This window comes from Natrinema halophilum (genome assembly GCF_013402815.2).
GTDB classification, from domain to species: Archaea; Halobacteriota; Halobacteria; order Halobacteriales; family Natrialbaceae; genus Natrinema; species Natrinema halophilum.
On record NZ_CP058601.1, the window covers coordinates 4,232,144 to 4,257,661 of the forward strand.

General features: G+C 58.3%; 21 protein-coding genes and 2 pseudogenes. 9 read left to right on the top strand and 14 right to left on the bottom strand.

What is annotated here, in order from left to right:
* Positions 1 to 59: 59 nt before the first annotated feature.
* Positions 60 to 794: a PDDEXK family nuclease gene (locus HYG82_RS41155; protein ID WP_179264056.1), complete on the bottom strand. Its 735-nt coding sequence runs from the start codon at positions 792 to 794 to the stop codon at positions 60 to 62.
* Positions 795 to 943: 149 nt separating this feature from the next.
* On the opposite strand from HYG82_RS41155, the gene HYG82_RS41160 reads away from it, so the two are divergent.
* Together HYG82_RS41160 and HYG82_RS41165 are read left to right on the top strand one after the other, a co-directional pair.
* A complete protein-coding gene (locus HYG82_RS41160; protein WP_179264058.1) occupies positions 944 to 2,212 on the top strand; it encodes a DNA methyltransferase in 1,269 nt (422 codons plus the stop codon).
* A 253-nt stretch (positions 2,213 to 2,465) separates the two neighbouring features.
* Positions 2,466 to 3,167 (top strand): hypothetical protein, encoded by a 702-nt coding sequence (locus tag HYG82_RS41165; protein WP_179264060.1) that lies wholly within the window; start codon positions 2,466 to 2,468, stop codon positions 3,165 to 3,167.
* Between the two features lie 708 nt (positions 3,168 to 3,875).
* On the opposite strand, the gene HYG82_RS41170 is transcribed toward HYG82_RS41165, so the two are convergent.
* Positions 3,876 to 5,360, bottom strand: a complete 1,485-nt coding sequence (locus HYG82_RS41170) for an amidase (protein ID WP_235217765.1) — start codon at positions 5,358 to 5,360, stop codon at positions 3,876 to 3,878.
* A 196-nt stretch (positions 5,361 to 5,556) separates the two neighbouring features.
* On the opposite strand from HYG82_RS41170, the gene HYG82_RS41175 reads away from it, so the two are divergent.
* Positions 5,557 to 6,009 (top strand): MaoC/PaaZ C-terminal domain-containing protein, encoded by a 453-nt coding sequence (locus HYG82_RS41175; protein WP_179264062.1) that lies wholly within the window; start codon positions 5,557 to 5,559, stop codon positions 6,007 to 6,009.
* 17 nt (positions 6,010 to 6,026) lie between these two features.
* On the opposite strand, the gene HYG82_RS41180 is transcribed toward HYG82_RS41175, so the two are convergent.
* From HYG82_RS41180 to HYG82_RS41215, 8 genes are all read right to left on the bottom strand, one after another.
* Positions 6,027 to 6,443, bottom strand: coding sequence for a VOC family protein (locus HYG82_RS41180; protein ID WP_179264064.1), 417 nt, complete (start codon positions 6,441 to 6,443; stop codon positions 6,027 to 6,029).
* A complete protein-coding gene (locus HYG82_RS41185; protein WP_179264677.1) occupies positions 6,436 to 6,762 on the bottom strand; it encodes a Zn-ribbon domain-containing OB-fold protein in 327 nt (108 codons plus the stop codon). The genes HYG82_RS41180 and HYG82_RS41185 overlap by 8 nt, the downstream gene beginning before the upstream one ends.
* Before the next feature lies 1 nt (position 6,763).
* Positions 6,764 to 7,918, bottom strand: a complete 1,155-nt coding sequence (locus HYG82_RS41190) for a thiolase domain-containing protein (RefSeq protein ID WP_179264066.1) — start codon at positions 7,916 to 7,918, stop codon at positions 6,764 to 6,766.
* A complete protein-coding gene (locus HYG82_RS41195) occupies positions 7,915 to 9,579 on the bottom strand; it encodes a class I adenylate-forming enzyme family protein (protein ID WP_179264068.1) in 1,665 nt (554 codons plus the stop codon). The genes HYG82_RS41190 and HYG82_RS41195 overlap by 4 nt, the downstream gene beginning before the upstream one ends.
* Positions 9,580 to 9,632: 53 nt before the next feature.
* Positions 9,633 to 11,186 (bottom strand): sodium:solute symporter family transporter, encoded by a 1,554-nt coding sequence (locus HYG82_RS41200; RefSeq protein ID WP_235217766.1) that lies wholly within the window; start codon positions 11,184 to 11,186, stop codon positions 9,633 to 9,635.
* 619 nt (positions 11,187 to 11,805) lie between these two features.
* A complete protein-coding gene (locus HYG82_RS41205; protein ID WP_343233080.1) occupies positions 11,806 to 12,534 on the bottom strand; it encodes a helix-turn-helix domain-containing protein in 729 nt (242 codons plus the stop codon).
* On the bottom strand, positions 12,531 to 14,096 hold the full coding sequence (locus HYG82_RS41210; protein WP_179264074.1) for a class I adenylate-forming enzyme family protein: 1,566 nt from the start codon (positions 14,094 to 14,096) through the stop codon (positions 12,531 to 12,533). The genes HYG82_RS41205 and HYG82_RS41210 overlap by 4 nt, the downstream gene beginning before the upstream one ends.
* A 505-nt stretch (positions 14,097 to 14,601) precedes the next feature.
* Positions 14,602 to 14,934, bottom strand: a complete 333-nt coding sequence (locus tag HYG82_RS41215; protein ID WP_179264076.1) for a 2Fe-2S iron-sulfur cluster-binding protein — start codon at positions 14,932 to 14,934, stop codon at positions 14,602 to 14,604.
* 8 nt (positions 14,935 to 14,942) lie between these two features.
* Between HYG82_RS41215 and HYG82_RS41220 the strand changes: the two genes are divergently transcribed.
* Positions 14,943 to 15,338, top strand: coding sequence for a DUF8154 family protein (locus tag HYG82_RS41220; RefSeq protein ID WP_484549569.1), 396 nt, complete (start codon positions 14,943 to 14,945; stop codon positions 15,336 to 15,338).
* A gap of 114 nt (positions 15,339 to 15,452) precedes the next feature.
* On the opposite strand, the gene HYG82_RS41225 is transcribed toward HYG82_RS41220, so the two are convergent.
* On the bottom strand, positions 15,453 to 15,962 hold the full coding sequence (locus tag HYG82_RS41225) for a DUF7979 domain-containing protein (protein WP_179264078.1): 510 nt from the start codon (positions 15,960 to 15,962) through the stop codon (positions 15,453 to 15,455).
* A 378-nt stretch (positions 15,963 to 16,340) separates the two neighbouring features.
* Between HYG82_RS41225 and HYG82_RS41230 the strand changes: the two genes are divergently transcribed.
* Entirely contained in the window at positions 16,341 to 16,727 is a 387-nt protein-coding gene (locus HYG82_RS41230; protein ID WP_179264080.1) for a MaoC family dehydratase, read from the top strand.
* Positions 16,728 to 16,820: 93 nt separating this feature from the next.
* Here the strand turns inward: HYG82_RS41230 and HYG82_RS41235 are convergent.
* Positions 16,821 to 17,388 (bottom strand): annotated as a pseudogene (locus tag HYG82_RS41235) (sugar O-acetyltransferase).
* Between the two features lie 360 nt (positions 17,389 to 17,748).
* Between HYG82_RS41235 and HYG82_RS41240 the strand changes: the two are divergent.
* From HYG82_RS41240 to HYG82_RS41250, 3 genes and pseudogenes are all read left to right on the top strand, one after another.
* Entirely contained in the window at positions 17,749 to 18,903 is a 1,155-nt protein-coding gene (locus HYG82_RS41240; protein WP_179264082.1) for a Fic family protein, read from the top strand.
* An 18-nt stretch (positions 18,904 to 18,921) separates the two neighbouring features.
* Positions 18,922 to 19,350 (top strand): tyrosine-type recombinase/integrase, encoded by a 429-nt coding sequence (locus HYG82_RS41245; protein ID WP_284145044.1) that lies wholly within the window; start codon positions 18,922 to 18,924, stop codon positions 19,348 to 19,350.
* A gap of 466 nt (positions 19,351 to 19,816) precedes the next feature.
* Positions 19,817 to 20,203 (top strand): annotated as a pseudogene (locus HYG82_RS41250) (site-specific integrase); the annotation flags it as partial.
* A gap of 312 nt (positions 20,204 to 20,515) precedes the next feature.
* Here the strand turns inward: HYG82_RS41250 and HYG82_RS41255 are convergent.
* On the bottom strand, positions 20,516 to 21,619 hold the full coding sequence (locus HYG82_RS41255) for a hypothetical protein (RefSeq protein ID WP_179264085.1): 1,104 nt from the start codon (positions 21,617 to 21,619) through the stop codon (positions 20,516 to 20,518).
* Between the two features lie 287 nt (positions 21,620 to 21,906).
* On the opposite strand from HYG82_RS41255, the gene HYG82_RS41260 reads away from it, so the two are divergent.
* On the top strand, positions 21,907 to 22,254 hold the full coding sequence (locus HYG82_RS41260; protein WP_179264087.1) for a hypothetical protein: 348 nt from the start codon (positions 21,907 to 21,909) through the stop codon (positions 22,252 to 22,254).
* A gap of 469 nt (positions 22,255 to 22,723) precedes the next feature.
* Here HYG82_RS41260 and HYG82_RS41265 read toward each other — a convergent pair whose 3' ends face one another.
* Positions 22,724 to 25,411, bottom strand: coding sequence for a PAS domain-containing protein (locus tag HYG82_RS41265; RefSeq protein WP_179264089.1), 2,688 nt, complete (start codon positions 25,409 to 25,411; stop codon positions 22,724 to 22,726).
* Positions 25,412 to 25,518: the final 107 nt, after the last annotated feature.

The window sequence follows — 25,518 nt, forward strand, 5'->3', positions numbered from 1 at the left end:
CAGTCAATCCACGCTTTTCGACTGTCTTAATCCTTTCATCTAACTATTTCCCGTTTCATTTATTCAAAGTCACTCAGATCGACCGAATCGGGGGTTGCCTCACGGATGTTTCGGTCGGACATTCCGTCAGACCCCTTCGGAACCTTTGGTACGTCGGTTGATTCGGCGTCCTGCTCGAAAGCTACCACCTCGAACACCCCATTCTCAACGCGCTCGTTCAACGCTTCGTAAATCATAAAATAAGGGCACAGTTCCTGAAAGTTCCCGATACGGTCGGTGGAGTACTGGTACAGTTCCCGCGTCGGTAACCCGACGATCCCCGCGGTGATGATTCCGCTGAGGAATCCGACCATAATCCGGTTGAGACTCCGGTGAGACGACGAGATGTTCCCGGTCTCCCACTCGAACACGGCGATGTGGCGCTCCCCGTTGATCTCCAGTTCCGCCATCGCGTCGAACCACGAGCTGTTGACGAACGCCTCCGGGTCGTCCATATACTCGCCGAGCATCTCGACGGCATCATCGAGCATCGCCATCTCGCTGAGGAGGCTCTTGAAGTGTTTACGGCCGGTCTCCTTCCACAGTGGTTTGTTGTCGATGTTGTGCTCGAAAATCTTGGTTGCGGGCTTCACACCGTTCGCTTCGGATTCGGGGTAGACGGTGAACTTACCCGTACCGGGCGGCCAGTCAACCTCCCGTACCGCGTCCATCGCCTGACTCCGTGCCGTTTGCCATTCGTCTGTCTGCGAGAAGCCGCCCTGGTCGACAATTTTTTCCTCGCGATCGATTTGCACACCACTCGTTGGGAATTTGGATGTGATGAATCCACTGATAGTCGGCCCTCAGAACGCCCTGATAACAGGCGAGTCAGGTCACACACGTTTAAAACGGAAGACGGACATCAGAGTAACCAGAAGATGAACCCCAACGGAGATGATCTCGAATGACCGGCCTTCTCTTCCGATCTGCTGGTGACGTCGTCAGCCGAATCCGGCGCGAACGCGGCCTCACGGACAACGAACTGGCGAAGGACGCCGGCCTCCGCGTCGGCAATCTCCGCGACATCGAATCTGGAGTCCCGCCCACCGACGAGCAGCTCGAGGCCCTCGCCGACGCCTTTGACATCCGGCCCGAAGCCCTCCGACTCGCCGCCGGCGAGTTCCCCGAACCGCTCCAAGACCAACTCGTCGAGGATCCTAACCGTGCCCTCAACGCGCTCACGGACGCGTTCGACCTCGACCTCGGTGACACCGAGACAAGCGACGATGGAGGACTTCCGGAACCCGAGTTCACGACCGGACTGGGCACGCTCTACAACGCGGACTGTCGGGACGTCCTCCCCCAACTCGAGGACGAGTCGTTCGACCTGATATTCGCGGATCCGCCGTTCAACCTTGACAAGGACTACGGGGAGAAGAACGGTGACGATCTCGCCGAGGATGAGTACCTCCGCTGGTCGACCGAATGGATCGACGAGGCCATCGACCTGCTGAAGCCCGGCGGTGCGTTCTTCCTCTATAACCTCCCGAAGTGGAACGTCCACTTCGCCCACTACATCAACCGACGGCTGACCCTCAAACACTGGATCGCGGTCGACATCAAATTTGGACTTCCCATCCCCAACCGCCTCTACCCGTCGCACTACTCCCTTCTTTACTTCATCAAGGGCCACCAACCCAACACGTTCGAACCGGATCGCCTCCCCATCGATACGTGCCCGCACTGCGGCGGCGAGCAGAACGACTATGGCGGTTATAAGTCGAAAATGAACCCCGAGGGCGTCAACCTGACCGACATCTGGGACGATATCCCCCCCGTCCGCCACTCGAAGTACCTCAACCGCGACGCGAACCAGCTCTCGCTGCGACTCCTCCATCGTGTCATCGGAATGGCGACCAAGGAGGGCGACCGCGTGCTGGATCCGTTCGGTGGAGCCGGGACGACGTTTGCCGCGGCAGAACTTATGAATCGTGAGTGGGTAGGGACAGAAATTCACGACTGCTCGCCGATCATCGATCGATTCGAAGACGGTCTCGATGACGACCGAGAGAACATCGAGGAGATCGAGCACGAACTGAACGTTCTCTTCACCGAGGATGCCCTCGAAAAGCGGATGCGGTACCGCGACGAGTTCAACTTCAATTTCGACGACTACGATCTGAGCGAGAGTATGGCCGGATCCGTCCAACAGAGCCTCGACTCGTGGGAATGAACGAGGACGGCTTCCCCTGGAACCGCGTCTGTGGCTCCATCACCTCGGTCGTCAGGTCGGCGACGAGAAACTCCTTATCGTCATTATAGACCGAGCACGGGCTTTCGGAGCGCGTTTCACACCGTCGATCGACATACCGCTGTAGGCCGGACGTAATCGATAGCATCTGGCTATTTCCCCAAACTATATCCGATACGTTGATAAAATTACAAGACAATACTTAATACAATTAGCTCAAATCGAATTAACAGTCATGTCGTCTGTCCACGATACCACGCAGACAGGTCAGTACGTCCCGACAGTCAACGTACCCAAGGTCGCTGGGATCGCGACTGCGCTCGTCGCCGTCAACATCCTGTTGATGCTGGTGGGGAGTTATACGCCGCTTGCCGATCTCGGGCTCATCCTCTTTTCGAACTACGTCATCGGGATCGGCACCTTCGTCGTCACCATCGGGGGCGGATTCTGGATCTCGAACAGGGGTATCGAACAGGACGCCCTTCCGATGGCGGGCGCCGGCGTCGCGCTGATTCAGTTCGGATATACGCTGCTCGGCGCAGCGATCCTCGGTGGGTTCGCACCGCCCGCACTTCGAATTCCGGCCCTCGGTATTACGTTGGTCCTTACGGGACTTCTCACGGCCGGTGTCGTGGTCCTCGTCTACCGGACCGATCGGTCGTTCGAGAGTTGGCAGACCTACTCCAGAGGACTGTTCGTCGCCGGGTTCGTTGCGGGTGGGATCGGATTCTTCGTCGCTCCGGTTCTCATGATCGGCGCCTCCGTCCTGTTTTTCCTCGGATTCGTCGCGGACCTCACGTACGAAATCTGGGCCGTAAAGGAGAGCAAGTACGCGAACCCACTTCGGAACGCGATCGGGATCTACATTGCCGTGATGGGCGTCTTCGTCCACATCCTGCAGCTGGTGTTACGCGTGCTCTCCGTTCTTGACAACTGATAGAAACGGCGTTCCGACCGACGACGATCGTTCAGTCGAGTACACGTCCGATCTGCCCGCGGCGCCGTCGAACGTCTCGAATCAGGACGGCCGGGTCAGGACGGCCGGGACCCGCTGTGGATAATACGTATCGACGGAACTGGCCACGATCATTTCGGTACGCCGGTGAGTCCGCTTTTCGCATCGCGTTGCCCCTCGACACGACCGCGTGTCTCGGTCCCGGGCCGATTACGGTGCGCTCTCGGAGAAATATGCAGAACGGTTCCCGACGCTTCGGATGTGACGGACACGACGTCACTCGAGATCTGTCGGGCAGCGAGTTTGTGATACGTTCGTACTCAGTTCTAACGGATCGGGAATATAGAGAGCGTTGGTAGTATTTGGAGGGAAATACGTGATTATCGCGTGGCCTGCAACGCGCGACACTGTCCCGTTCGTCGCACACCCACCCGCCATTTCCCGTCCCCTGTTTCGTCCGGCCGGCTGAGATTCCTGATCGACCGAACGCAGCGTTTCGGTGTGCGTTAGAGCGGTCTGGGAGTACGGTGATTATGACGCCGTTGAATGCTATTTTCCGCGAACGGCGCGGATTCTGATCGGCGAGAGAGCGGTTAACTCGAGGCCGAGAGCGGTCGTATCGTATTCGCTCATCGCGTCCGTCCCTCACGGGACCGCCGGGGAACGATCGACACCGAACGCGGGTACCGGTTACTCCGAGAGCGCCGGCGCCGACTGCGGAGGGCGCCTCGTATCGGCCGTCGCTTCGAACGCGGACGCCAGTCCGAGCAGATTCCGTTCGGCGTACGGTGCTCCGAGCAGTTCGACGCCGACCGGTAACCCGTCGTCGGTGAAGCCGGCCGGAATCGAGATCGCCGGGCACGACGATTGGGACGCGATGACCGTGTTGGTCCGATAGACGACCCCGTCGGACAGGTGGTCGATCGCTGGCGGGGGAACCTGAACGCTCGGAAATACCATCGCATCTAGATCCTCGGCGGCGAAGACGTGGAGGATCGCCCGACGAAGCGCTCCCTGGGCAGCGACTCGGTGCCAGTATTCGGGATCGTCTGTGGGATCGGCGGGTCCGTCGGCGAGTTGTTCGAAGAGTTGCAGGTCGTCGTGGTACGCGCCGGACTCGTACACCTCGTCGATGGAGTCGACGGGAGCGGTATCGCGACGTGCGAGGAACTCGTCTATGTTGGCCCTCGCCTGGTGGGCGAACAGCGCCGAATCCGATAGCTGCGAGTGCAATTCCGGAATCTCGATCGGATCGATCAGTTTCGCTCCGGCGGCGTCCATCGTCTCGAGCGCTGCGTCGACCACGTCGTTGACCGGTTCGGCCTCGGGCATCTCCCCGAACGACGAGCGGAGAACGCCGAGGCGCGCTCCCTCGAGCGCGGTCTGATCCAGCGCCGTCGTATAAGACGCGTCGACGTCCGCGAGCGCTTCGACCCCGGTCCATTCGTCATCGGGGTCGAAGCCGACGAGGACGTCGAGGAGTCTGGCCAAATCCTCGACGGTCCGGGTCATTGGGCCGGCGGTGTCCTGCCGGTCGACCAGCGGTGCGATGCCGCGTCGGCTGATCAACCCGGTCGTCACCCGCAGCCCGTAGAGGTTACAGCAGGACGCCGGAATCCGGATCGAACCGCCCGTATCCCCGCCGATACCGATCGTCCCGAGGTTGGCGGCAGTCGCCGCCCCGGTGCCGGCGCTCGAGCCACCCGGATCGTGAGCCGGTGCGTACGGATTTTTCGTCTGTCCACGGACCGAAGAGTGGCCGAACCAGGACGCTCCCCAGTCCGGGAGGTTCGTCTTCGCCAGGACGATCGCTCCCGCGTCCCTGAGTTTCCGAACGATCGTGGCGTCCGTCGACGGAACGTAGTCGGCGAACGCCGCGGAACCGAACGTCGTCCTCGTCCCCGCAGTCTCCACCTGGTCCTTGACGAGCACCGGGATGCCGTGCAGAGGTCCGACCGTCCTGTGCTCGTTGAACGCTTCGTCTAATTCCGCGGCGCGCTCGAGTGCGCCGTCGGCGACAGTCACGATCGACGACAGCTCCGGCCCGTCGCGATCGTACGCGTCGATTCGCTCGAGGTACTCGGCGACGAGGTCGCGACACGTCAGTTCGCCGGCGGCCATCGCGTCGTGAATCTCGGCGACCGTCGCTTCGATACAGCTGAATCCTTCGGACACGTTCACGACGAGCGTGCCGCGGTCACATAAATAGCTGAGATCGGCACCGACGCGCACCGATCGGAATCGGGATTCGAAGGCCCCCGAGAACTGGAAGTGACGGCGAATCGTTCGCGGTAGCCGGCCGCAAGCACCCGCGGGCGACGGAGTGCGCGACGGACAGGGTTATTTAACGACACCGCCTTGGCGGTGTCGTATGAGCGATCTGTATTACGAGGACTTCGCCGTCGGAGAACGGCACGAATTCGACGGCGTTCGGCTCGGCAAGGAGGAGATAGTCGAGTTCGGGGAACGATACGATCCGCTTCCGTTTCACACCGAAGACGAAGCCGCGGCGGAGACGCCGTTCGACGGCATCATCGCCAGCGGGCTGCAAACGTTCGTGATGTCACAGCAACAGGTCGTCGATAACCTCTACGGAAACGCCCGTATCCTGGGGAGCGTCGGCTTCGATGAGGTCCTCTTTCCCAACCCTGTTCGCCCGGGAGATACGCTTTCAACGTCCCTCGAGGTCCTCGAGAAGCGACCGTCCGAAAGCGATCCATCCCGGGGACTCGTAACGCTCGAGCGAACGGTCGTCGATCAACACGACGCGGTCGTTCTCAAGGCGGTCAACAACGTCCTTTTCGAACGGCGACCGGAAGAGTGACTTCCGGGTACTGACTCCTAGACGACCTCTTCGTCGCGCTCGACGAGTTCGATGTTCACGCCGTTGCCGGCCTGCTGTTCGAGAAATGCGACTTTCGCCCCGCCAGCGCCCGTCCGTGGGGTCGAATCGCGGAGTTCGACGTCGGCCCGCTTGAGGTCGCGGAGCACCGTCTCGATATCCTCGACGCGGAACGCGATGTGATGGAGGAATCCCGGCTGATCGTGCGCCGCTAAGAGTCCGGCGAACTCGTTGTCCGCCGAGAGCGGTTCGACCAGCTCGATCAGTTCGGCGCCGGTGCTCATGAACGCGATCTCGACGTCGAACTCCGTCACGCGTTCGGTTTTCACCAGTTCGATGCCGAGTCGTTCGTATATCCTCCGAGACGATTCGATGTCCTCGACGAGCACGCCGATGTGATCGATCCTTTCAACCATGGATTTCGAAGTATATCGTTCCGTTTTGTCGTTCGACGAACCGTACTTCGTCACCCGGCTCCGGGTCCTCGCGGTCCGTGAGGCGGGCCGTCACCCGAACGGGCTCGTCAGTACCGACGTCGACGATGCAGACCTCGTACGGTGCGTCGCCTTCGAACTTCGCGCTCGGGACGCGGATCGTCGTCGTCGCGTACACGGTCCCTCGCCCGGATATCGGATGAGATTCCATCTCGTCGGCGTGACACTCGCGGCAGACGCTCACGCGGTGGCCGTAGACGGTTCCACAGTTCGCGCATCTGGTTGCTGGGAATCGACTCATTCTATCGTCTCCCGAGGACGCTGACGGTACAGACCGCGCCGCTCCCACCCAGGTTGTGGGTGAGGCCGATCCGTGCATCCTCGACTTGATTTTCGTGTTCGCCGTCCAACTGAAGACAGGTCTCGTAGATCTGTCCGAGGCCGGTCGCACCGACCGGATGCCCCTTCGAGAGGAGCCCACCGCTGGGGTTGATCGCGACCTCGCCGTTGACGTCCGTTTTGCCGGCTACGACGGCATCGGCCCCGTCGCCTTTCGGGAAGAATCCGAGATCCTCCGAGTCGCCGACTTCGGCGGAACTAAAGCAGTCGTGGAGTTCGACCACGTCGACGTCGCTCGGCGTTACGTCCGCTTGGTCATACGCTTGCTCCGCCGCGGACCGCGTCGCCTCGAACGTCGTGAGGTCCTCGTAGCGGTACGCACCGCTCCGTCCGGTCGTGTGGGCCGACGCCAACACCTGAATCGGATCTTGCGTGATCGACGGTGCCACGTCGTTCGCCGCCAGGACGACGGCCGTCGCTCCGTCGGCTGCCGGACAACAATCGTACAACCTGAGCGGATCGGCGATCGGCTCCGATTCCATCACGTCGTCGATCGTGATCGGGTCGCGAAATCGCGCTCGCGGATTGTCCGCCGCGTTTCGTCGGTTCTTCACCGCTACCCTCGAGATGTCCGTCCGATCGGCGTCGTACTCGGTGAGATACCGATCGGTGAAGAGCCCGTAAAATCCGGGGAAGGTCAGCCCCGCCGGTTGCTCCGTGGTCGCGTCTGCGGCGGCCGAGAGGGCCTGTGTGAACTGCTCCGTCGGTACGCCGGTCATCTTTTCGACGCCGGCGACGACGATGACATCGTAAACCCCCGCGGCGATCAACTGGCGCGCCTGGTTGAACGCGATTCCGGAACTCGCACAGGCGCCTTCCGTTTTCGTAGCGGGAACCCCATCGAGGCCGACAGCGTCCGCGACCAGCGCCGCGAGCGCTTCCTGTCCCTCGAGCATTCCGGACGTGAAGTTCCCGAGGTACAGTGCCTCGATCTCTTCGGTCTCGAGTCCGGACGAGGCGAGCGCTCGCGTCACCGCGGTCGTCGCGAGTTCCTTGACGCCGGCGTCGTGGACGCCGAATGGAGTGGTGCCACGGCCGACGATGGCGACATCTCTCACACCGATACCTCCCACTCGCTCATCTTCGCTTCGCGGTCCCAGCCGTGCTCGTCTCGCTCGGCTTCCTCGTCTGCGAGCTGGACGCGTTTGATGCGTTCGCTCGGCGTTCGAGGGAAGCTATCGACGAATTCGACGTATCGCGGAACCTTGTAACTCGCCAACTGTCCGGCGACCTGCGAGACGACCGCTTCCGGTTCCAGATCGTCTGCGTTTCGTTTGACGAGCGCCTTCACTTCCTCGCCGCGAAGGTCGTCCGGAACGGGAACGATCGCCGATTCCTCGACGTCCGGGTGCTCGTCGATCACGTTCTCGATCTCCTGAGCGGAGATGTTCTCCCCGCTTCGTCGGACCATGAACTTCTTTCGGTCGACGTAGTAGTAATAGCCCTCGTCGTCGCTTCGAACGATGTCGCCCGAGTAGATGACCCCGTCGCGGAGCGTCTCTTCGGTTTTTTCGGGCATGTTCCAGTACTCGATCATGGCACCGGGGTCCGTTCGAATCAGTTCGCCTTTCTCGTTCGGACCCACCGCGTTCCCGTCGTCGTCGAGCAGCGTCACTTCGTGCCCGAGGTCGGGGAACATCGGCTTGCCGATCGCGCCCACTTCGATTTCGTCCTTGTTGGGGTGGTTGAGGATGAGCGTGGGGCTTTCGGTCTGCGAATAGAGCTGCACGACGGTGAGGTCGAACTTCTCCTCGAAGTGTTCCCATAACTCAGTCGAGATCGGCCCGATCGCTATCTGGAGGTCGTTGTCCGGGATATCATCCTCGTCGTAGGCGGAGTCGAGAATCTTGGGCGTCCCGCCGAGGACGTTTATCGACGTGACGTCGTATCTGGCGATTTCATCCATGAACTTGCTCGCGCTGAACCGGTCGGAGAGAACGTACTCTCGCCCGGCGATCAGCGGACTGAGCATCGAGTAGTACTGGTTGTTCGCGTGAAAGAGCGGGAAGCTGTTGTAGTTGACGTCGTCTTCCGGCAGCGGTGCGCCGAGGAAACTCTTCGCGCCGAGCAAGAACGACCGGTTCGAGAGGACGGCTGGCTTGGGAAGGCCGGTGGTGCCGGAGGTCGACAGTATCGCGGTCGGATCGTCGTACCCGACCTCGACGTCCGGATTCGATTCTGACACCGTCTTCGTCAGGTCGCCAAGAAGGTACGTGTCGACTCCCTCGAGGGCTTCGATCCGGGAGTACGCCTCCTCGTCTATCGCGACGACCCGTTCCACCGAATCGTGATCGGCCGCCACCTCGGTGACGTTCTGCATGATCAGTTCGTCCGATTGGGCGACGATCGTCGATACGCCGGCGGAATCGAGCGTGTGTTCGACCTCCCGTGCGCGATACTCCCAGCTGATCGGGGTTTCGATCGCTCCGAGCTTCGCACACCCGAGGATGCTCGTGATGTACTCGGGTCGGTTTTTCAGATAGAGGCCGACCCGGTCGCCGAACTGCACGCCGATCTCCGCGAGGGAGTTTGCGACGAGGTTCGCTCGTCGGTTCATCTCCGCGAATGTGGCCGTCTCGCCGGTCGGCGCATAGGTGAAGTATCGCCGTTCGGGCCACAGTTCGGCGGCAGTTTCGACGACGCCTTTGATCGACTCTTGCTCCCGGATTTGGGGGTGAAGCGTTTCCTGTACGGTCTCGTAGTCGTAATCGTCCATCATTCGTGTCAGTTTGATCGTACTCGGTATCGATGTGCAATCCGCTGGTGTCGCTGTTAGTCGTCAGATACCTCTCCCGCTTCCGGCCGGTCGGTGATCTCCCTGCTGACGGACGAGCGCTTCCTGTAGAAGATGTCGTCGAGGAAGCTTTCGTCGAGCGTCTGCGTGGTCGCGAGGCTCAGGAGCGGACACAGGACGAAGCTGACGACGATTCCCAGTGCGGAACCGCGCCACGGAACCGTCCAGAGCGTCATTCCGAGCGTCTGGCCGAGGCCGAAGTAACCGATCGTGTGAATCGAGAACCCCACGATAGCGCTCACCTTCGCGGCGGTCGGCGTGACGCCGTCCCAGATGGATCCCCACAGGAGGATCGGGACGAACGCAGCCGCGAACGCGCCGATGCCGATCCACATCAATCCGGTGAGGAAATTCGGCGGGTTGAACGCGATGATCAGCGCGACGATGGCCATGATGAGGATCATCAACCGCGTTCCGATGTTGGTCTGTCGATCGAGCGTGCTGTCGTCGACGTTCCATCCGAGTAGCGGAACGAGGGTGTCCTTGTACAGGTCGTTCGAGACGGCGATTGCACAGGTGAGGAACAACCCTGCAGTCGTCGACATGATAGCCGCGAAGATCGCCACTCCGACGAACGCGTACACGACGTCGGGCATGGCGTTAGAGACGAGTATGAGCGTCGCAACGTCCGGCGTCTCGAGGCCCGGCGCGACGGCGCGTCCGGCCAGTCCACCCACGAGCATCAGCCCGTACATCACCGTCATGAAGATCAGCGAGACCAGAAGCGTCCACTTCACGTTTTTCTCGTCGTCGAGTGCCATCCAGAGTCGGGACAGCTGCGGGGTGAGGGCGAACAGTCCCAACGCGAGGAAGATGGCGGGTCCGTTAAACGTACTGAAGTGGGGTGCCCCGAACATCGAGTTCGCTCCGAGACTCGGGTTTTGCGCGACGACAGCCGCGTTCATCTCGCCGATTCCGCCGACGGACATGAATCCGGCAGCGATCACGATAACGCCCAGAATGAGCATGAACGCTCCCTGGATTGCGCTATTGAGGATCTCGGCGTGTGCGCCACCGATCATCACGTACAGGACGATGATTCCAGCACCGATCAGAATCCCGTTCGTGTACGTAAGCGGTGTCATCTCGGTGATCGCGAGACTCGCGCCTGCGAACTGACCGGCGATGTAGAACGCCAGGAAGAGCGTGACGATCGCCGAAAACGCACGGAGGAACGGACTCTGGAACCGCTTTCCGAAGAAGTCAGGCAGCGAGTTCGCGCCCAGATCCCGGCTGAACCGATTCAGTTGATACGCCGAAACGGCCCATGCGATGACCATCAGCCCGTATCCGTACCCATACCACATCCCGGACCAGCCGTAACTGTACACCAGCCCGGGATTTCCGAGCGTCGCAGCGGCGCTACAGGCGGTTGCACCGACTGCGAGTCCGACCCAGACCGGCCCATAGCTCGTCGGAGCGACGAGGAAGTCGCGCAGGCCCTCCGTTCGCTTGGTCGCGATGTACGTCAATACGAAGAGCAGTCCCAGAAAGAAGACCCCGAAGAGGGCCGTCCAGCCGTAAAGGCTCATCATGCCGAATCACCACTGGTGAAATCCAGGGTATCCTCGTATCCGGACGTGGTCACCCACCGGATGTATATCCCCAGTACTATCCAGGTCGCCACCATCACTCCCACGGTAAGGTATAACATCAACATAGTGTGCGTAATCCAGTTGTATAGACCACCACAATAGGTCCTGTCACGATAAGTAATGATATATATCGGCGTTTATGTACTGAACGCGAAACGGCGAGTTTGATGCTCCTGACAGCGGGGATCCCGACGTTGCAAAATAGGGTCAAGTTGCAGACACGAGGACTATGACCTGATCGAGTGAGGGGATACGCGATTCGATTGTTCGGGTCGACGATACGGGTTCGGCTACTCGAGCGGGCCACGTTTCGGCCTCACAACGGTGACTCGTCGGAAGACCTCTGGTCCGAAGCGCTATCTCGCGCATCTCGAGAACCGGACACCCATTCGGCAGAGACCAGCGTTCGCAATCTCCGAGTTTCGTCAGACTGTTGCAGGCTCGTGGAAGCCATTTCCGTCGGTGGCCGACGACGGGTACCCGTGGTTCGGGTTGGAATTCCCCGACGTTCGATGGGAGTGCATTTCTATCGAGGATGCGAGTGTGGCCCCGCTCGTTATTCGTGTTTTCGTTCTTCGGTCCGTTCGCCGAACAGGACTGCAAGCAAGTTATACTGCGCCTTTCGCAATTTCGTGCTGAGGGTCGACTGGCTGATATCGAGGCGCTTGGCCACGTCTTCGCTGGTCGCCGTCTGCGGAACCGCGTAGTATCCCATTCGGAACGAAGTCTCCAGTGCGTTCAACTGGTCTTCCGTCAGCTTTCCGCGAACGGTGTACTTCAGTCGGTCCGAACCGAGCGGGTAGGTGAGGGTGTCGACCTGCGTCGTTCCGACGAGCTCGAAGGAACCGTACGCCGCTTCGATCTCGTCGGCAAACCCCTTGAGATGGTCCCAATCGCGGACCGAGGCGATCGCTTTGAGCCGCCCCTGCTCGACGTATATCCGGTGTGGCACGGCGCCGTTCGTGACGATCGTCTCCAGGATGAACCGTTTCGGTTCGTCTACCAGCAAGAGCACGTACCAGACACGCGACGTTCTGGTCAATCTCGACGAATCGAGGACCTCTACCGCAGAGAGGGCGGAGAGTTCGGACCCGAGGTCGACGTCCGACTCGGTCGTCATCGTGAGAAACTCGAGCCAGGAATCGTTACCCGCGTAAATCGCGTTATCCAATTCGATTCGAGACAGATCCGTGATTTCCGCTTCGAGTCGTTTCAATTCCCCCGACGCACGCATCTGGAATTCAATACGTAAAATCGTGATCACCCCTTTGACGCAACCGATCACCAGTACGGTTTCCGAAGCGACTTTTTGTCTATCTTCCCGTACGGCGTCTCCGGCAGTTTTCCGACGGTGTCCATCGTTCGGGGAATCTGGTGGTCGTCGAGCCCCTCGTCCCGGCAGAATTCCTGGATCGACTCGAGTGGCACGTCCGTCTCTACGACAACGACCGCTTTGACGATCTGTTCGACGTTCAGCCGATCCCTAGTCACGACGTCGAGTGCATCCCTGTCGTTGGGAATCCCGATTATCGCGACCTGTTGGACGTCTGGATGGCGCTGCACGACGTTTTCCACTTCGCTCGAGAACACGAGTTGGCCGTCCGAAATGATTACGTCCTGGATGCGATCGAGTACGTACAGCCGCCCGTCGTCTCCGATGCGACCGAGATCGCCGGTGTGAATCCGGTCCGGCTGTTCGCTGACGAGCGCGTCCCGCTTTCGGTACCCTTTCATCGCGTAAGGGGACGTGACGACGATCTCCCCGATGTCGCCGTCCCACCTGTCCTCTCGGTCGACGATCGAGACGTCCGCGAGCTGGACCGGGTAGCCGGTCGATAGCAACACGTCCTCGCGGTCCGGATCGTGATCTGACTTCGAGAGCACCGAAACGAGGTTCGGGACCTCGGTGAGCCCGTACAACTGGATGAACACCTGCCCGAGGGTCTCGATTCCCCGCTTGAGGACGGCGGATGGGATCGACGACGCGCCGTAGACGAGCGTCTGCAACGAACTCGTGTCCGCCTCCTCGAACTCCGGTGCGTCGAGCAGTTCGGAGACCATCGTCGGCACGAGAAACGACCAGGTGATCCGTTCCGCTGCGATCGTTTGCAGGAACTGCGCGGGTTCGAACTCCCGTTCGAGGACGATCGTCCCACCCTGCGTCAGTATCGCTCGAGCGATGAACCCTGCCGAGTGACCGAGCGGCGTCGTGAGAAGCGCCCGCTCCTGTTTGCAAATCTCGAGTTCGGCGATGTGGGAGTACGTGTTCAGGATTAGCCCTCGATGAGTGTGCATCACGCCTTTCGGCTCGCCCGTCGTTCCGCCGGTATAGTAGATCGCTGCGACGTCTTCCGGGGACGGATTCATCGCCGGAACATCGGTGTCAGCTTTCGACAGGAGTTCGTCGAAACTGTGGAACCCGATCGGAAACTCCGTTTCCCCCTCGATTCCGATGACGTAGTCGATGTCGAACGAAGCGTCCCGCTGGAGATCCCGCCCGGTCGAAAAGAACGATGGACCGATAACGAGGGTGCGTGCGTCGGCGTCATCCAGAATAGACCGAATCGAGTCCTCGTCCAATTTGCTGTTCAGCGGGATTACGGTTGCGCCTGCCCGGATCGCACCGATTTCCGTGATCAGGTACTCGGGCCGATTCTCCACCATGATCGCGATGCAGTCGCCCGCTTTGATACCCATCGAGCGAAAAGCGGACGCGAGTCGTGCGGTTCGCTCCTCGATCGTCGCGTACGATAGCGTTTCATCGCGGAATGCGACTGCGATATCGTTTTCGTGACGGCGAAGTAGTGTATCGTAAAATTCGGGAAGTGAAGGCATCCGGTTGTTCATCTATGTACACCAGAGCGGGGGTTCTTTGGCCGTACTGGGCAGACTCAATCGATTTACTTAAACCACTCGTTCAAGCTGCCAGCCCTCGATCGAATGCGACGGCGGGACGATCAGCCGGTTGTCGTCTGTCTCCGCGCGATTCGCGACTGCCGAGGAGAATCGTCCCAGATTCGTTCTTTCCTGAGTACCGGGCGCCGTCGTCGACGTCGTGATAGCACGATCCGACCGGCCGAGCGCATCACGTAGCAGCGAGCCGTTCCGTCGGCGTAGTGTCTCCCCCGGAGCGTCCACCTGTCGCCTTCACGCACGCGAGCGACTCGCTCGAGGACTTCATGATCGTCGAGTCCTGCCAGATCCGGATTCCGAACGGCGTCGAGAACTCACACTCTCGAGGTCGAACCGTTTGAGGGGACGTCTCGAGGTCCAACCGTTGTGAGGGGACGTTCCGATGCGGAATCTGTTGGTGGCGGTGAGCTGAAAAGCGGACGTTCGGGTCCGCTGTTAATCACCGGTCATCGCGATCGACTTTCTGGCCCCAGAAGCCCGCGTGTTTCCGAACGACGAGGTCGTCTTCGATCGGCAGTTGACACGATAACCGGAGTCCCGAGTCGGGACTGTGCGGTGGCAGTTTGAGTCGACGCCGCTCTTTGTCCGACGGGTCGCTGACGTCGCCGCGCACAATTTCGACGGCACACGTGCCACAGATTCCGTTTCCGTGACAGTTCGTGTACTGCGCCGCTCCGTTGTGCGGAGTGAGCCCCGCATCGAGCAGCGTTTGCCGAAGATTGTCACCGATGTCGGCTTCGATCGTTTCACCCTCGTATTCGACGGTGGGCATGTGTCACGCTGCCACGTCTACGCACAAATACGTTCGACCACCTCGTCGGTTCTCTTCGGCACGTCGTTCTCGAGCGGGGCTACTATACCGTCGTGATCGAGTCGTCTTTCGTCGCGATCGAGCGGACTATCCAGTTCCGACTCCTCCACGATGGAGCGATGGCACCCGAAGAAATCAGCAGCAGCCACCACCGGCTCTACCAGCGAGGAGCGGCGGCTGGATTGGACGACGATCGATTCGGCGAGGAACTCGCGGAACTGTGGAACCAGAACCGAACGAAAACGTACTATCGACTTGGGATCGCAACCGAGAAACAGGCCGAGGTGATGCACCAACTCGCGACCAGCTTCCACCACCATCTCGTTTCGACGAGCCGGGTCAAACACGAGTCCATTTGTGAGTAATGAAAGTGCACCGAACTGCCATTCCTGGGGTAGAATGCTGAAATATTTCATGTTTGACTGTAGACGCTCGTCTCGTGGGTGGATGCTACCGCGTATCCGACAAACAGCCGACCGTCAGTTACCCCGCCGCCGGATGTACAACAGGACGCCGAGCATCGCGACGACTACGGGTACCCCCACGAAGAGAGCACCGACGATCGCTAACTGACCGACTGTCGATCGTTCCGCCCGTTCGCCGAGCCAGAACCAGTAGAGGCTGCCCTGATACCGGACGGTAATCCGGTCGTGGAGAATGAGTTCCGTCGTCTCGTTCAGGTGACGGGCGCGCGTTTCGGGGATGACTGTGCTACTGTCGTCACTGCCGTCGTACAGTTCGTCGAACGCTTCCCGAGCGTCGGCAGAGAGGTTCCCGTAGTCGGTGATGGTGGTGCTGTTCGGGCCTGCGTCGTCGCCATCCTGTTCGGGAAAAAAGTCGTCGTTTTCCAGCATGTGGATGGACATCGTGTAGTCGTAACTGTTGGCCTCGACAGCGGACGCGAATGTGAGCCCACCGATGCCGGCACCACAGAGACCACCGACGACGAGGATGGCCGCAAGCACTCGCCAGGGATCGAGAGCGGACACGTCAGTTGGTTACTTTTCCTTGTCTATAATATTTTCTCTGTAAGCCATCGGAACTGTCCTCCTGGGATAGCGCCAGCGGGCCGAACAGTGTCCCTGGGTCCCGAACCCGTCGACACGCTCACGCAGGTGATCATCAGGTTTCAGCAGTCACTGACTGGAGAATCTCTGGGTCGCTTCAAGTACGTCAACCACCGCGTCAGCGCTGGAATCACCATCGAGCGAATTCCGGCAGGCCGTCACTGCCACCACCGACCCGCGTACCGTCTGAGAATTGGGGCACCATCGGACAACCGATCGTGGAGTCGCGTTCGATACAACTCACACGGCTGTCCCGTCACCACTATGTCGTCATGCTCTCACTGTTATCCACCGATTCTAATGACAAAGCCGATCGAAGGCGAGACGAGAACGTTCGAGCGAACATTTACGGTCGAAGATGTACAGCGGTTTGCGGAACTCTCCGGTGACGACCAACCTCGTCATACTGAGCCGGCTGAAGACGGGCGAGTGATGGTACAGGGGTTGTTGACCGCGACTCTCCCGACGAAACTGGGGAGCGATAACGAAGTGTTGGCCAGTACGATGGAATTTGACTTCCATCAGCCGGTCTACACTGGCGAACCGATCACGTGCCGATCGACGTTCGACACAGTCGTGGAACGAGATGACCGCTACGAATTCGTGTCGGATGTCGTTTGTGAGAACGCGGACGGTGAAACTGTGTTGACCTCGGCGACTGAGGGTATTATCTGGAAAGACGAGTAACTCGATCACCGAGACGTACACTCGGTAGTGTGAGTTTTGCGAGTCCGAGAATTCTCGGACAACCACCACAGTACAGTCTTGGTATGGTACAGACTAGTTGTCCGTCTCACGTTCCGTTACTACCGTCGCCGGATTACCCTGTACGACGACATCGTCGGGCACATCATTCGTTACGACAGATCCAGCTGCAACAACAGCGTTGTCACCGACCGTCACACCAGGATTGAGAACTGCTTGGCCACCGATCCAGACGTTATCGCCGACCGTAACGGGCTTGCCGTACTCTGGCCCTTTGACTCGCTCGTTCGCGTCAAGCGGGTGGGTTGCGGTATAGATGTGGACGCCCGGGCCGATCTGGCAGTTCTGGCCAATATCCACCCGGCACACGTCTACAATGACGCAGTCGAAATTCGCATAGAAGTCCTAACCCACGTGGATATTGTATCCGTAGTCACAGCGAAACGGCGGCTCTCCATGACACTAATCGCCACGTGATCCGAGTAATTCTCCCAGCAGCTCTCGACGTTTCTCGTTATTGTCTGGTGCCGTCCGGTTGTAGCGTCTCGTGAGGTCACGCGCATACTCTACGGTCGGCCACGAGTTCGGGATCATCGGCGTCATACAGCTCTCCGTTCACAATCTTCTCTTTTTCACTACCCATAGCTTCGGGTGCCCAGCTAAATCGAATACGTATTCCGGACTCTGTCCCAGGCAATACACACTGTACGTAGCGCGGTATTCAGAGGATATCTCTTGAACGAAGTCCGACTATGGAAACGGAGTCGGACACACCGATGTGGTTTTTTCTATCCTGATATCTTGTAGAGTGTATCAAGCAGATACCCTCCAACCGCTGGTGTAGTCCGATCAATTCGATGGCCGGTCCCCGTTCGTGGGTGGATTTTGGCCGTGTTCTCCAAAACTCCCGCCCTGTGTTTTGATAAAGTCCATCTCAGACACCAGTAGTCAAATCGGTTTAAGAGCGATATGATTAACAGGCAGGGATTCGTGGGATAGTCAAATGCCGACTCGAGAACTTCCGGAAGCGGCACCCGGACACTATCGCGAGTCTCATCCTCATCCATACTACATTCCGAACAAGCTCCCTCTCTCGACACGGATCGATGTCGACGACGAACTCACGGAGCTTATCGCCGATGCGTCATTTCAGCTCGGCCGAATAGATGGTATCAGTCCTACCGTCGATTTCTCACCGGTTCTCTATACATCCCTCGTTCGGCTCGAGGCTGTCGAGACAGCCGAAATAGAAGGGGCCGATGTCGACGTGGACGAGGTATACGCCCATCACACGCGGACCAGCGGAGACGAGACCGTCGATCTGAGTCGGGACTTGCAGGAGGTACTGAATGCCGAGCGCGCCCTTCAAAAGGGATTCAACGCGATCAAACAGGGCGAGCCGATAACGATCGACCTCCTCCAGTCGCTTCACGAATTGCTCCTCGAAAACGTTCGAAACGAAGGTGAGGTCGTGGGAGAATGGCGGACGACTGATGTCCACCTCCCCTCTCCGTCCGCCAGTCAACCTCCGTTCGTTCCGCCACCGCATCAATCGGTTCCCGAGCTTATGGACTCTCTGGAGACGTATATCCAGATGGGCGGCCACTATCATCCGCTCGTCGATCTCGCGATTACGCATTATCAGTTCGAGACGGTTCATCCCGAGGACGGGAATGGCCGACTTGGCCGCATTCTCATCGTCTTACAGCTCTGCGCCGACGGATATCTGAGCGAGCCGTATCTCTATCCGAGCGCCTACTTCAACCGCAACAAGCAGGAATACGTCGAGAAGATGCGCGCTGTAAGCGAAACCGGGGACTGGCGCGACTGGCTCACGTTCTTCATCGAAGGGATCGAAGTACAGGCGCGGGACTCGTACGAGCGGACACAGCGACTGCTGGACCTCCGGCGCGACTACGAGCAACGGTATCCACAGGAGAAAACGAGTCATCGCCTTGCGCGGGGCGTCTTCGACATGCCGTACTTCACTGCGACCGATGTCCAAGCGGAGTTCGATGTTAGTCGACAAACCGCGTATAACGTCATCGAGGAGTTAGTTTCTGACGGTATTCTCGTCGAGACGACTGGCAAACAACGGAACCGAGAGTACAAAGCGATCGATATCTTCGACATCCTCGAGAGAAGACCGGACCACTAACTCGGAGGTAGTCGGTTCATTGCCCACTCCGTCGTCGATACTGACGCCGGGACGATGCTGCGCGTGTGGCACGGGAAAGGCGACAAGTTCCGCGAGATGCCAGCCCTGCGAGATCTCACGACGACCATCCGGACGGTCGACGACGTCCGCGACGCACCGACCAGCTCGTCGCTTGTCGAGATCACAAGTACCCGATCACTCCGACGGTGGATTCGATCGGCTGCTGATCAACTGTACGACGAGACGGGAGATGCCGGCTGGGAACACCTCGGCTTCCACGATCTCCGACGGACCTGGGCGACCGCGCTCGCCTCAGTTGACGTCGATCCGCTCTTGGTGTGTGACTGGGTCGGGTGGAACGATCTCGAGCCCTTCTTGGAGCACTATCGGGGGAGCTACAGCCCTGAGGCGCAGCAACGTGAGCGCAGTAAAGTCAACTGGCTGTAGAGATCTTCTTCAGTTTGAATCAAGCCTATCAGGATATTTCTCTAGATCTTGCTCTACACTGTCGTTGGATAAATCACTCAAAACGGGTCTGATGAGCTATAGACAGTTTCGAACTGAACCGTCACAAGGAGGGAAGTTGATGCGAGAACGGGCTGATGGTTCATGTTAAAGTTTTTATACTTCACTGCGAAGGCAACCGCGTTGGTTAAAAGTGCTGTTGGTGGGTGAGGCGAATCCACCACCCTGCAGGGCGGTGAATTCGCCGGCTACGCCATCGTTTCGCTGCATTGTATCGGAAGTTCCGTGGAATCGTTCTGATGTGTGCTGTCGATAATATCAAACGTACTGTAAACCGGTGTAATCCACTGCAGTATGTCGATTCCACACGGTCCGTATGGGAAATTTCGATTCGACCGACCCGAACTTGTCGTTATGTGGTCATAAGTAATCTATTTAGAGTGGACGTATGAGCGACGACCTCGAGCCGATCTCGCCGCGAGAGGCGGTCGACCTCTACATCTCGCACCGCGAACTCGAGGTGAGCGCGAAGATGCTGCAGAATCACAAGTACCGGCTCAACGTCTTCGTCGAGTGGTGTGACGAGGTCAGGATCGACAACTTGAACGACCTCACCGGTCGGTATCTCCACCGCTACCGAGTGTGGCGACAGCAAGACGTGAACATCGTCACGCTCCGCAGACAGCTCGCAACGCTGTGAGTGTTCCTCGAGTTCTGTGCATCCATCGACGCCGTCGAGCCTGGGATGCGCGAGCGGGTGAAATTGCCGGACGTCGACCGCGGTGACGAGGCTCGCGACGAGATGGTCGACACTGATCGGGCCCGAAAGAGCATCGTTCGGGAAACGAATCGAAAACCAACGAATGTGAAGACAGGTTTCGAAATAGAGATTGCTAAAATAAAGTTGCGTTTGGAAAGTGAGTACGGGCTCCGATAGCCCGACCGGAGCCTCTGATTCGCCACCTCGAACGGTCGGTCCTGACCATCGGGGCGAACAGCCCGACTCCACCAGCATATTGCTGGCTCCCCAAATTCGGGGCGGTATCCCACCAAAGAGGTCGACTTCCCTAACCATACGCCCAGCCACCACCCCGACCGTGCTTCGAGGGCCGTCGTCGCCCATCTCTATCGACTATTCTGGTTTGGATTACTGTTGACTACAAGCGTCCACGAAGTCGAGACAGGCGTTCTTGAACCGCTCCCGATCTTCCTTTTCGACGAGAGCATCAATCGGGAGACGTTTCTTATCACTCGTAAATCGATCCACATCTGCTTTCGGATGCGAAATCGTCGCCAAATCCTCATACCACGCTATGAGTGTTTCATGTGACCAATCACTTTCATCTGGGTCATGGATATTTGCGGGTTGCCAAAACACCACTTTCCCCGTCGAATTGAGCGTAAACATCCCCGCGCTCCCACCCAATACAGACCACCGAGCTGTTACCGAGACGTTCGCTGTCCCGCCAAAGTCGTGGTCGTCCGCTTCGCCGCGGATGAACTCATAGAGGTCACGGAGGGCAGTTGCCTTGCTCGCTGTGAGTTTACCCTCACTCTCCTTGGTCGCAACGTCATCGAGGAAGTCATCCTCGTCGTGGTCAGGACGCGTAGTCGCTTGTTTGGACTGGCGGGCTTCCTCAGTTTGGCCGTACAAACGCGGGACGTACGCCGTCTTCTCGCCACTGGTGTATTGGGTGACTTCGACAGCCAGCACTTCGGCGGTCGACATTTGTTCGTTGAGGAACTCGACGATTCGTTTGAGCTCGCTGGGGATGTCATCCGCGACAAAGAGGAGCCGAACGTTTCCCGAACGAAGGTTTGCTTCGATTCGGTCCCAGAAATCGTCGATCGCTTCTTCATCGTCCCCAAGAAGCTCGGCAAGCTCCTGTTCTGGGAGGACTTCCTCGGCTTCACAGGTTTCCTCGAACGTCTTGCGAAGATCGTCCGCTTCCCAGTAGAGCGTCGCATGGGAGACGTAGTCGAGCATCTGTCCCGCAACTTCGCGTCGACGGCGGGTGTCTTCGCTCCGCTTGACTTCGACGATGGTTGGGATTGCATCCTGGTCGACAAACAGGTGGTCAGCCGACCACCGCTCATTGCCACCCTGTTTGTCCGGGACGGAAGCCTCCCGAGCGACGAGTGCCCATCGACGAGGTTCCGCTGTGTCCATTTGGTCGCCCGCGAGTAACTTCGGGAAGTCAGCAAGGTCGCGTTGTAACAGTACTTCCCGGTCGTATAGGTCCTCAGTCATCTCGATGAGGTCGCCGCCGTTGTCGAAATAAATTCCACCATCCATGCAACCTTCCGCTCAACCGATATATAAGAAACCCATACAATCTGGTTCGGTAAATCACGGTTGATGGCAGCCAGCTCCCCCTTTCTCTCTGTTCAGAGTTTCACGACTACGAAGATCTGCTCCAGCGACAGTCGGAGTTCAGGGAGGAAATTGAAGCCAGAGAGCAGAAACTCTGGTCACACTATGATTCTTCCCACGTCGTTCGAAGCTCGAACTCAGAGACGCACTCTCTCGGCCCGCTGATGACGATGGCGAATCTAAAGAAAGAACGTTTGGCTAACCGATGGCAATACGTTGATCTCGGTGACGGTAAGGTTGCCGCCAGAAACACCGAACACGAGTGGTCGTTCTTACTCCCACCGAGCCTCGAAGGGGCAGAGAGTGTTGTCGCTCTCGATGGAACACCGGTGATCGAGATGTGGAGCCTCGTTATGGGTGCGGAAATCAAGCAGCTTCCTCTGCTCGCTGAGAGCAGGAAACAAGAGTATCTTGATGAGGTTCTCTCGCTTGAGCTTGTGCAGACTACGGAGAATTGGAACGCTTATCAGGGGGTGACGGAGTTGCACCAACGGTCGATATTCCCATCATAGAGAAGATAGAACGGCTTAGAGGTGAGAAACCAGGGGTGATCTCCTCCAAGGAAGGACTCGACCAATACGGAGCATATGGTCTTGGTCCGCTGGCGAAGATGACGGAGAACTACGGGAATCTAAAAGGAAGCAACGAGTATCTCAACGGTTGGCAGGGTGGACGCGGTAATGCGCTTCACTTCTCGAACAACCGCCTTGAAGAAGCTCCGAAGTACGGCCATGTTGAGTTCGCTGAGTAGTTTCGGAAGGGAGAGTATAGTTTGGTATCGGGAAAGTTCCGAAACAGGGACTCGATTCATAGAGTCGGTCGGGTCAATAAGGTTGGAACAGAGTAGTAACCCCGATCTATGCTGGTATATCCTCGATTCGATCACGCTGACTTCACCAGCCAAACGCGATAGTGTCCATGGAGGCAGTTCTCCTGGGCCAGCGCGGGACGATTTTCGGCGGCTGAGGCAAGTGGTGAACTTCAGTCCTGTGCTGGTGGGAGCGTAAACGAAAACGTCGTTCCCTCACCAGGTACCGAATCAACCCAGATTCTGCCACCGTGACGTTCGACGATCCGCTGACAGAGCGCCAGTCCGATTCCGGTCCCGGAATGCTCCTCACGACTATGGAGCCGTTGGAATACCTTGAAGACGCGGTCTTGATCGTCGGGATCGATTCCAATTCCCTCGTCATGAACCGAAATCAGGTGCTTTCGCCTGTTCTGTTCCGCTTCAATATGGATCTGTGGCGGCTCGTCACCGCTGTATTCGATCGCGTTCGAGATCAGGTTCTGGAACACTTGCTGGATTTGGCTTGCGTCAGCGTGTACTCGAGGGAGTTGTTCCGCCGTGATCTCGGCGTCGTTCTCCTCGATCTTCATTTGCAGATTATCCCGTGTTTCGTCCAGTATCTCGTTCAGATCGATCGGCTCGAACGGATCGCCTTGGGTATCGACGCGGGAGTACTCGAGTAGTCCATCGATCATCTCGCGCATCCGATCGGCACCGTCAACAGCGAATTCGAGGAATTCTTCGGCATCGTCATCGAGTTCATCGCTATACCGGCTCTCAATAAGCGAGAGATAACTCGATATCATTCGTAACGGCTCCTGTAGATCGTGCGAGGCTGCGTATGCGAACTGTTCGAGGCGCTCGTTGGACTCCTCGAGCATCCGACGGTACTCCATGCGTTCAGTGATGTCCTGAATAACGAGCATTCCCGCGTAGATCTCATCATCAGCGTCTCGAACGGGAAGCGTATGTGCCAATAGCTGACGGCTATCGAGTTCAATTTCGAACGTATTCGATTCGCCATCGAAGACGGCGGTGAAGTGTGGACGGATTTCGTCGACAAGTTCGTCGGGATAGCGACCGTAGATCGTTGTGCCGACAACATCCTCTGCGGAGAATCCAAGCTCCTCGAGGAATTCCCCACCTGCAACAGTGTACGTGAGATCCTCGTCAAAGAGGCCAACCGCACCGTTCGGGAAGTTCTCGACGAGGGTCCTGTATCGGCGCTCGGACTCCTCCAATGCCCGTTCGCGTTCCTTGCGCTCGGTGATGTCCTCTGCAATACCGACAATGCGACGTGTATTTCGATCCTCGTGATGAACCGAGTATGCCCGCGTGTTGAGCCATCTAATCTGACCGTCGGGTTGAACGATACGATATTCCTCATCAAATGTTTCGTTCGGGAGGGCATCATACGACTCCTCAACGCGCTGGCAGTCGTTCGGATGAACTGCCTCGAAGAACGTCTGAGGATCGTCGAGCAGCGCCTCCTGGTCGCGTCTGAAGATCGACTCGTAAGCGGGATTGATATAGAGGATGGCTCGTGTTTCGGGATCTTCTAACCAGACCATCTCCTCGAGATTCTCGGCGAGCAGTCGGAACTTCGCCTCACTCTCCTCGAGAGCCTGTTCGTACTCTTTCCGCTCAGTGATGTCTTGGGCGATGGTCATTCCGCCGAAGACAGTTCCGTGATCATCACTGATCGGAACCACGTGGACGACCCACTCCCGATCGAGATACTCGACTTCGACCACCTGCTTCTCGCCTTCAAGTGCAGCCCGGAATGCTGGTTGGAGCGTCTCAGCGGCGTGATCGGGCCATACGTCTCGCACTTGTTGCCCTTCTGCATCTGCTGCTGACACGGGAAATTCGTCGAACGCGTTACCCGCCGCGAGGGTGTATCGAAGATCCTCGTCGAACATCGTGACGATTCCGTTGGGGAAGTTCTCGGCGAGCGTACGATACCGCTGTTCCGACTCTATGAGTTTCTGCTCTCGCTCTTTACGCTCGGTAATGTCGCGGAAGTAGATTGATAGACCGGACTTCGAGGGATAGGCGTGGACTTCGAACCAAATTCCGAGCGGTGGATAATACTCCTCGAACGAAGTCGGCTCTTGGGTTTCCATCGCCTTCCGATACTCCTCCTCGAAGGTCGTTCCGAGCGCCGGCTCGAACGGGTCCCAGAAGTTCTCGCCGATCAGTCCCTCTCCTTCGGGATCGAGCAATTCCGCCCCATGATCGTTGATATACGTAATATTCCAATTCCGGTCGAGGCCGATGAACGCATCTGTGATTCGGTCGAACGTCTCCTCGAGTTCGCTCTCTCGCTTGCGGAGTTGCCGTTTCGTTTCTGTCTTCCCTATGGCTGCTGCGAGAACGTTTGCGACGCTCTGGACGAAGTTTGCGTCATGTTTCGTAAACTCTCGTCCCTCGCTCGTATGCGTTCCCAAGACACCCCACGGATTTTCGACCGGCCCGATTATGACACTGATTCCGCTCATGACATCGTGACTGGTGAGCAGTTCAGGGCCGGAGAATCGTTCCTCAGTGCGGAGATCGTCAACGATGATCGGCTGCTCGGACCGGAGCGTGTATCCCGCTTGCGAGTCCATATCGGTCGGCACTGTGGCGTCCCCGACGAGGCCATCACGCCACCCAATTCCCTGTCGAAGAAAGACCTCGTCATCGTCGGGGAGCAACTCGAGAACCTTCGCGTACTCGTTATCGAGCGTCTCAGCGACGGCCACTGCAGCTTCGTGCATCAACTGGTCAAGGTCATCAGTCTCGAGCGCTTGCTGCCCGAGTTCCGCAACGACTTCCTGCTGGCGGATGCGGGTAAGCGTTTCCGAGTCTACATCCGCGTGAGGAGACGAAGTCATTCACTATCAATATCAGATGATGGGATATAAGGGCTTCTGAGATTGCGGGTCAAACCTTCTTGAGCGTGACAATCCCAGAGAAACAACTGTGCTGAAGACGTTACAGT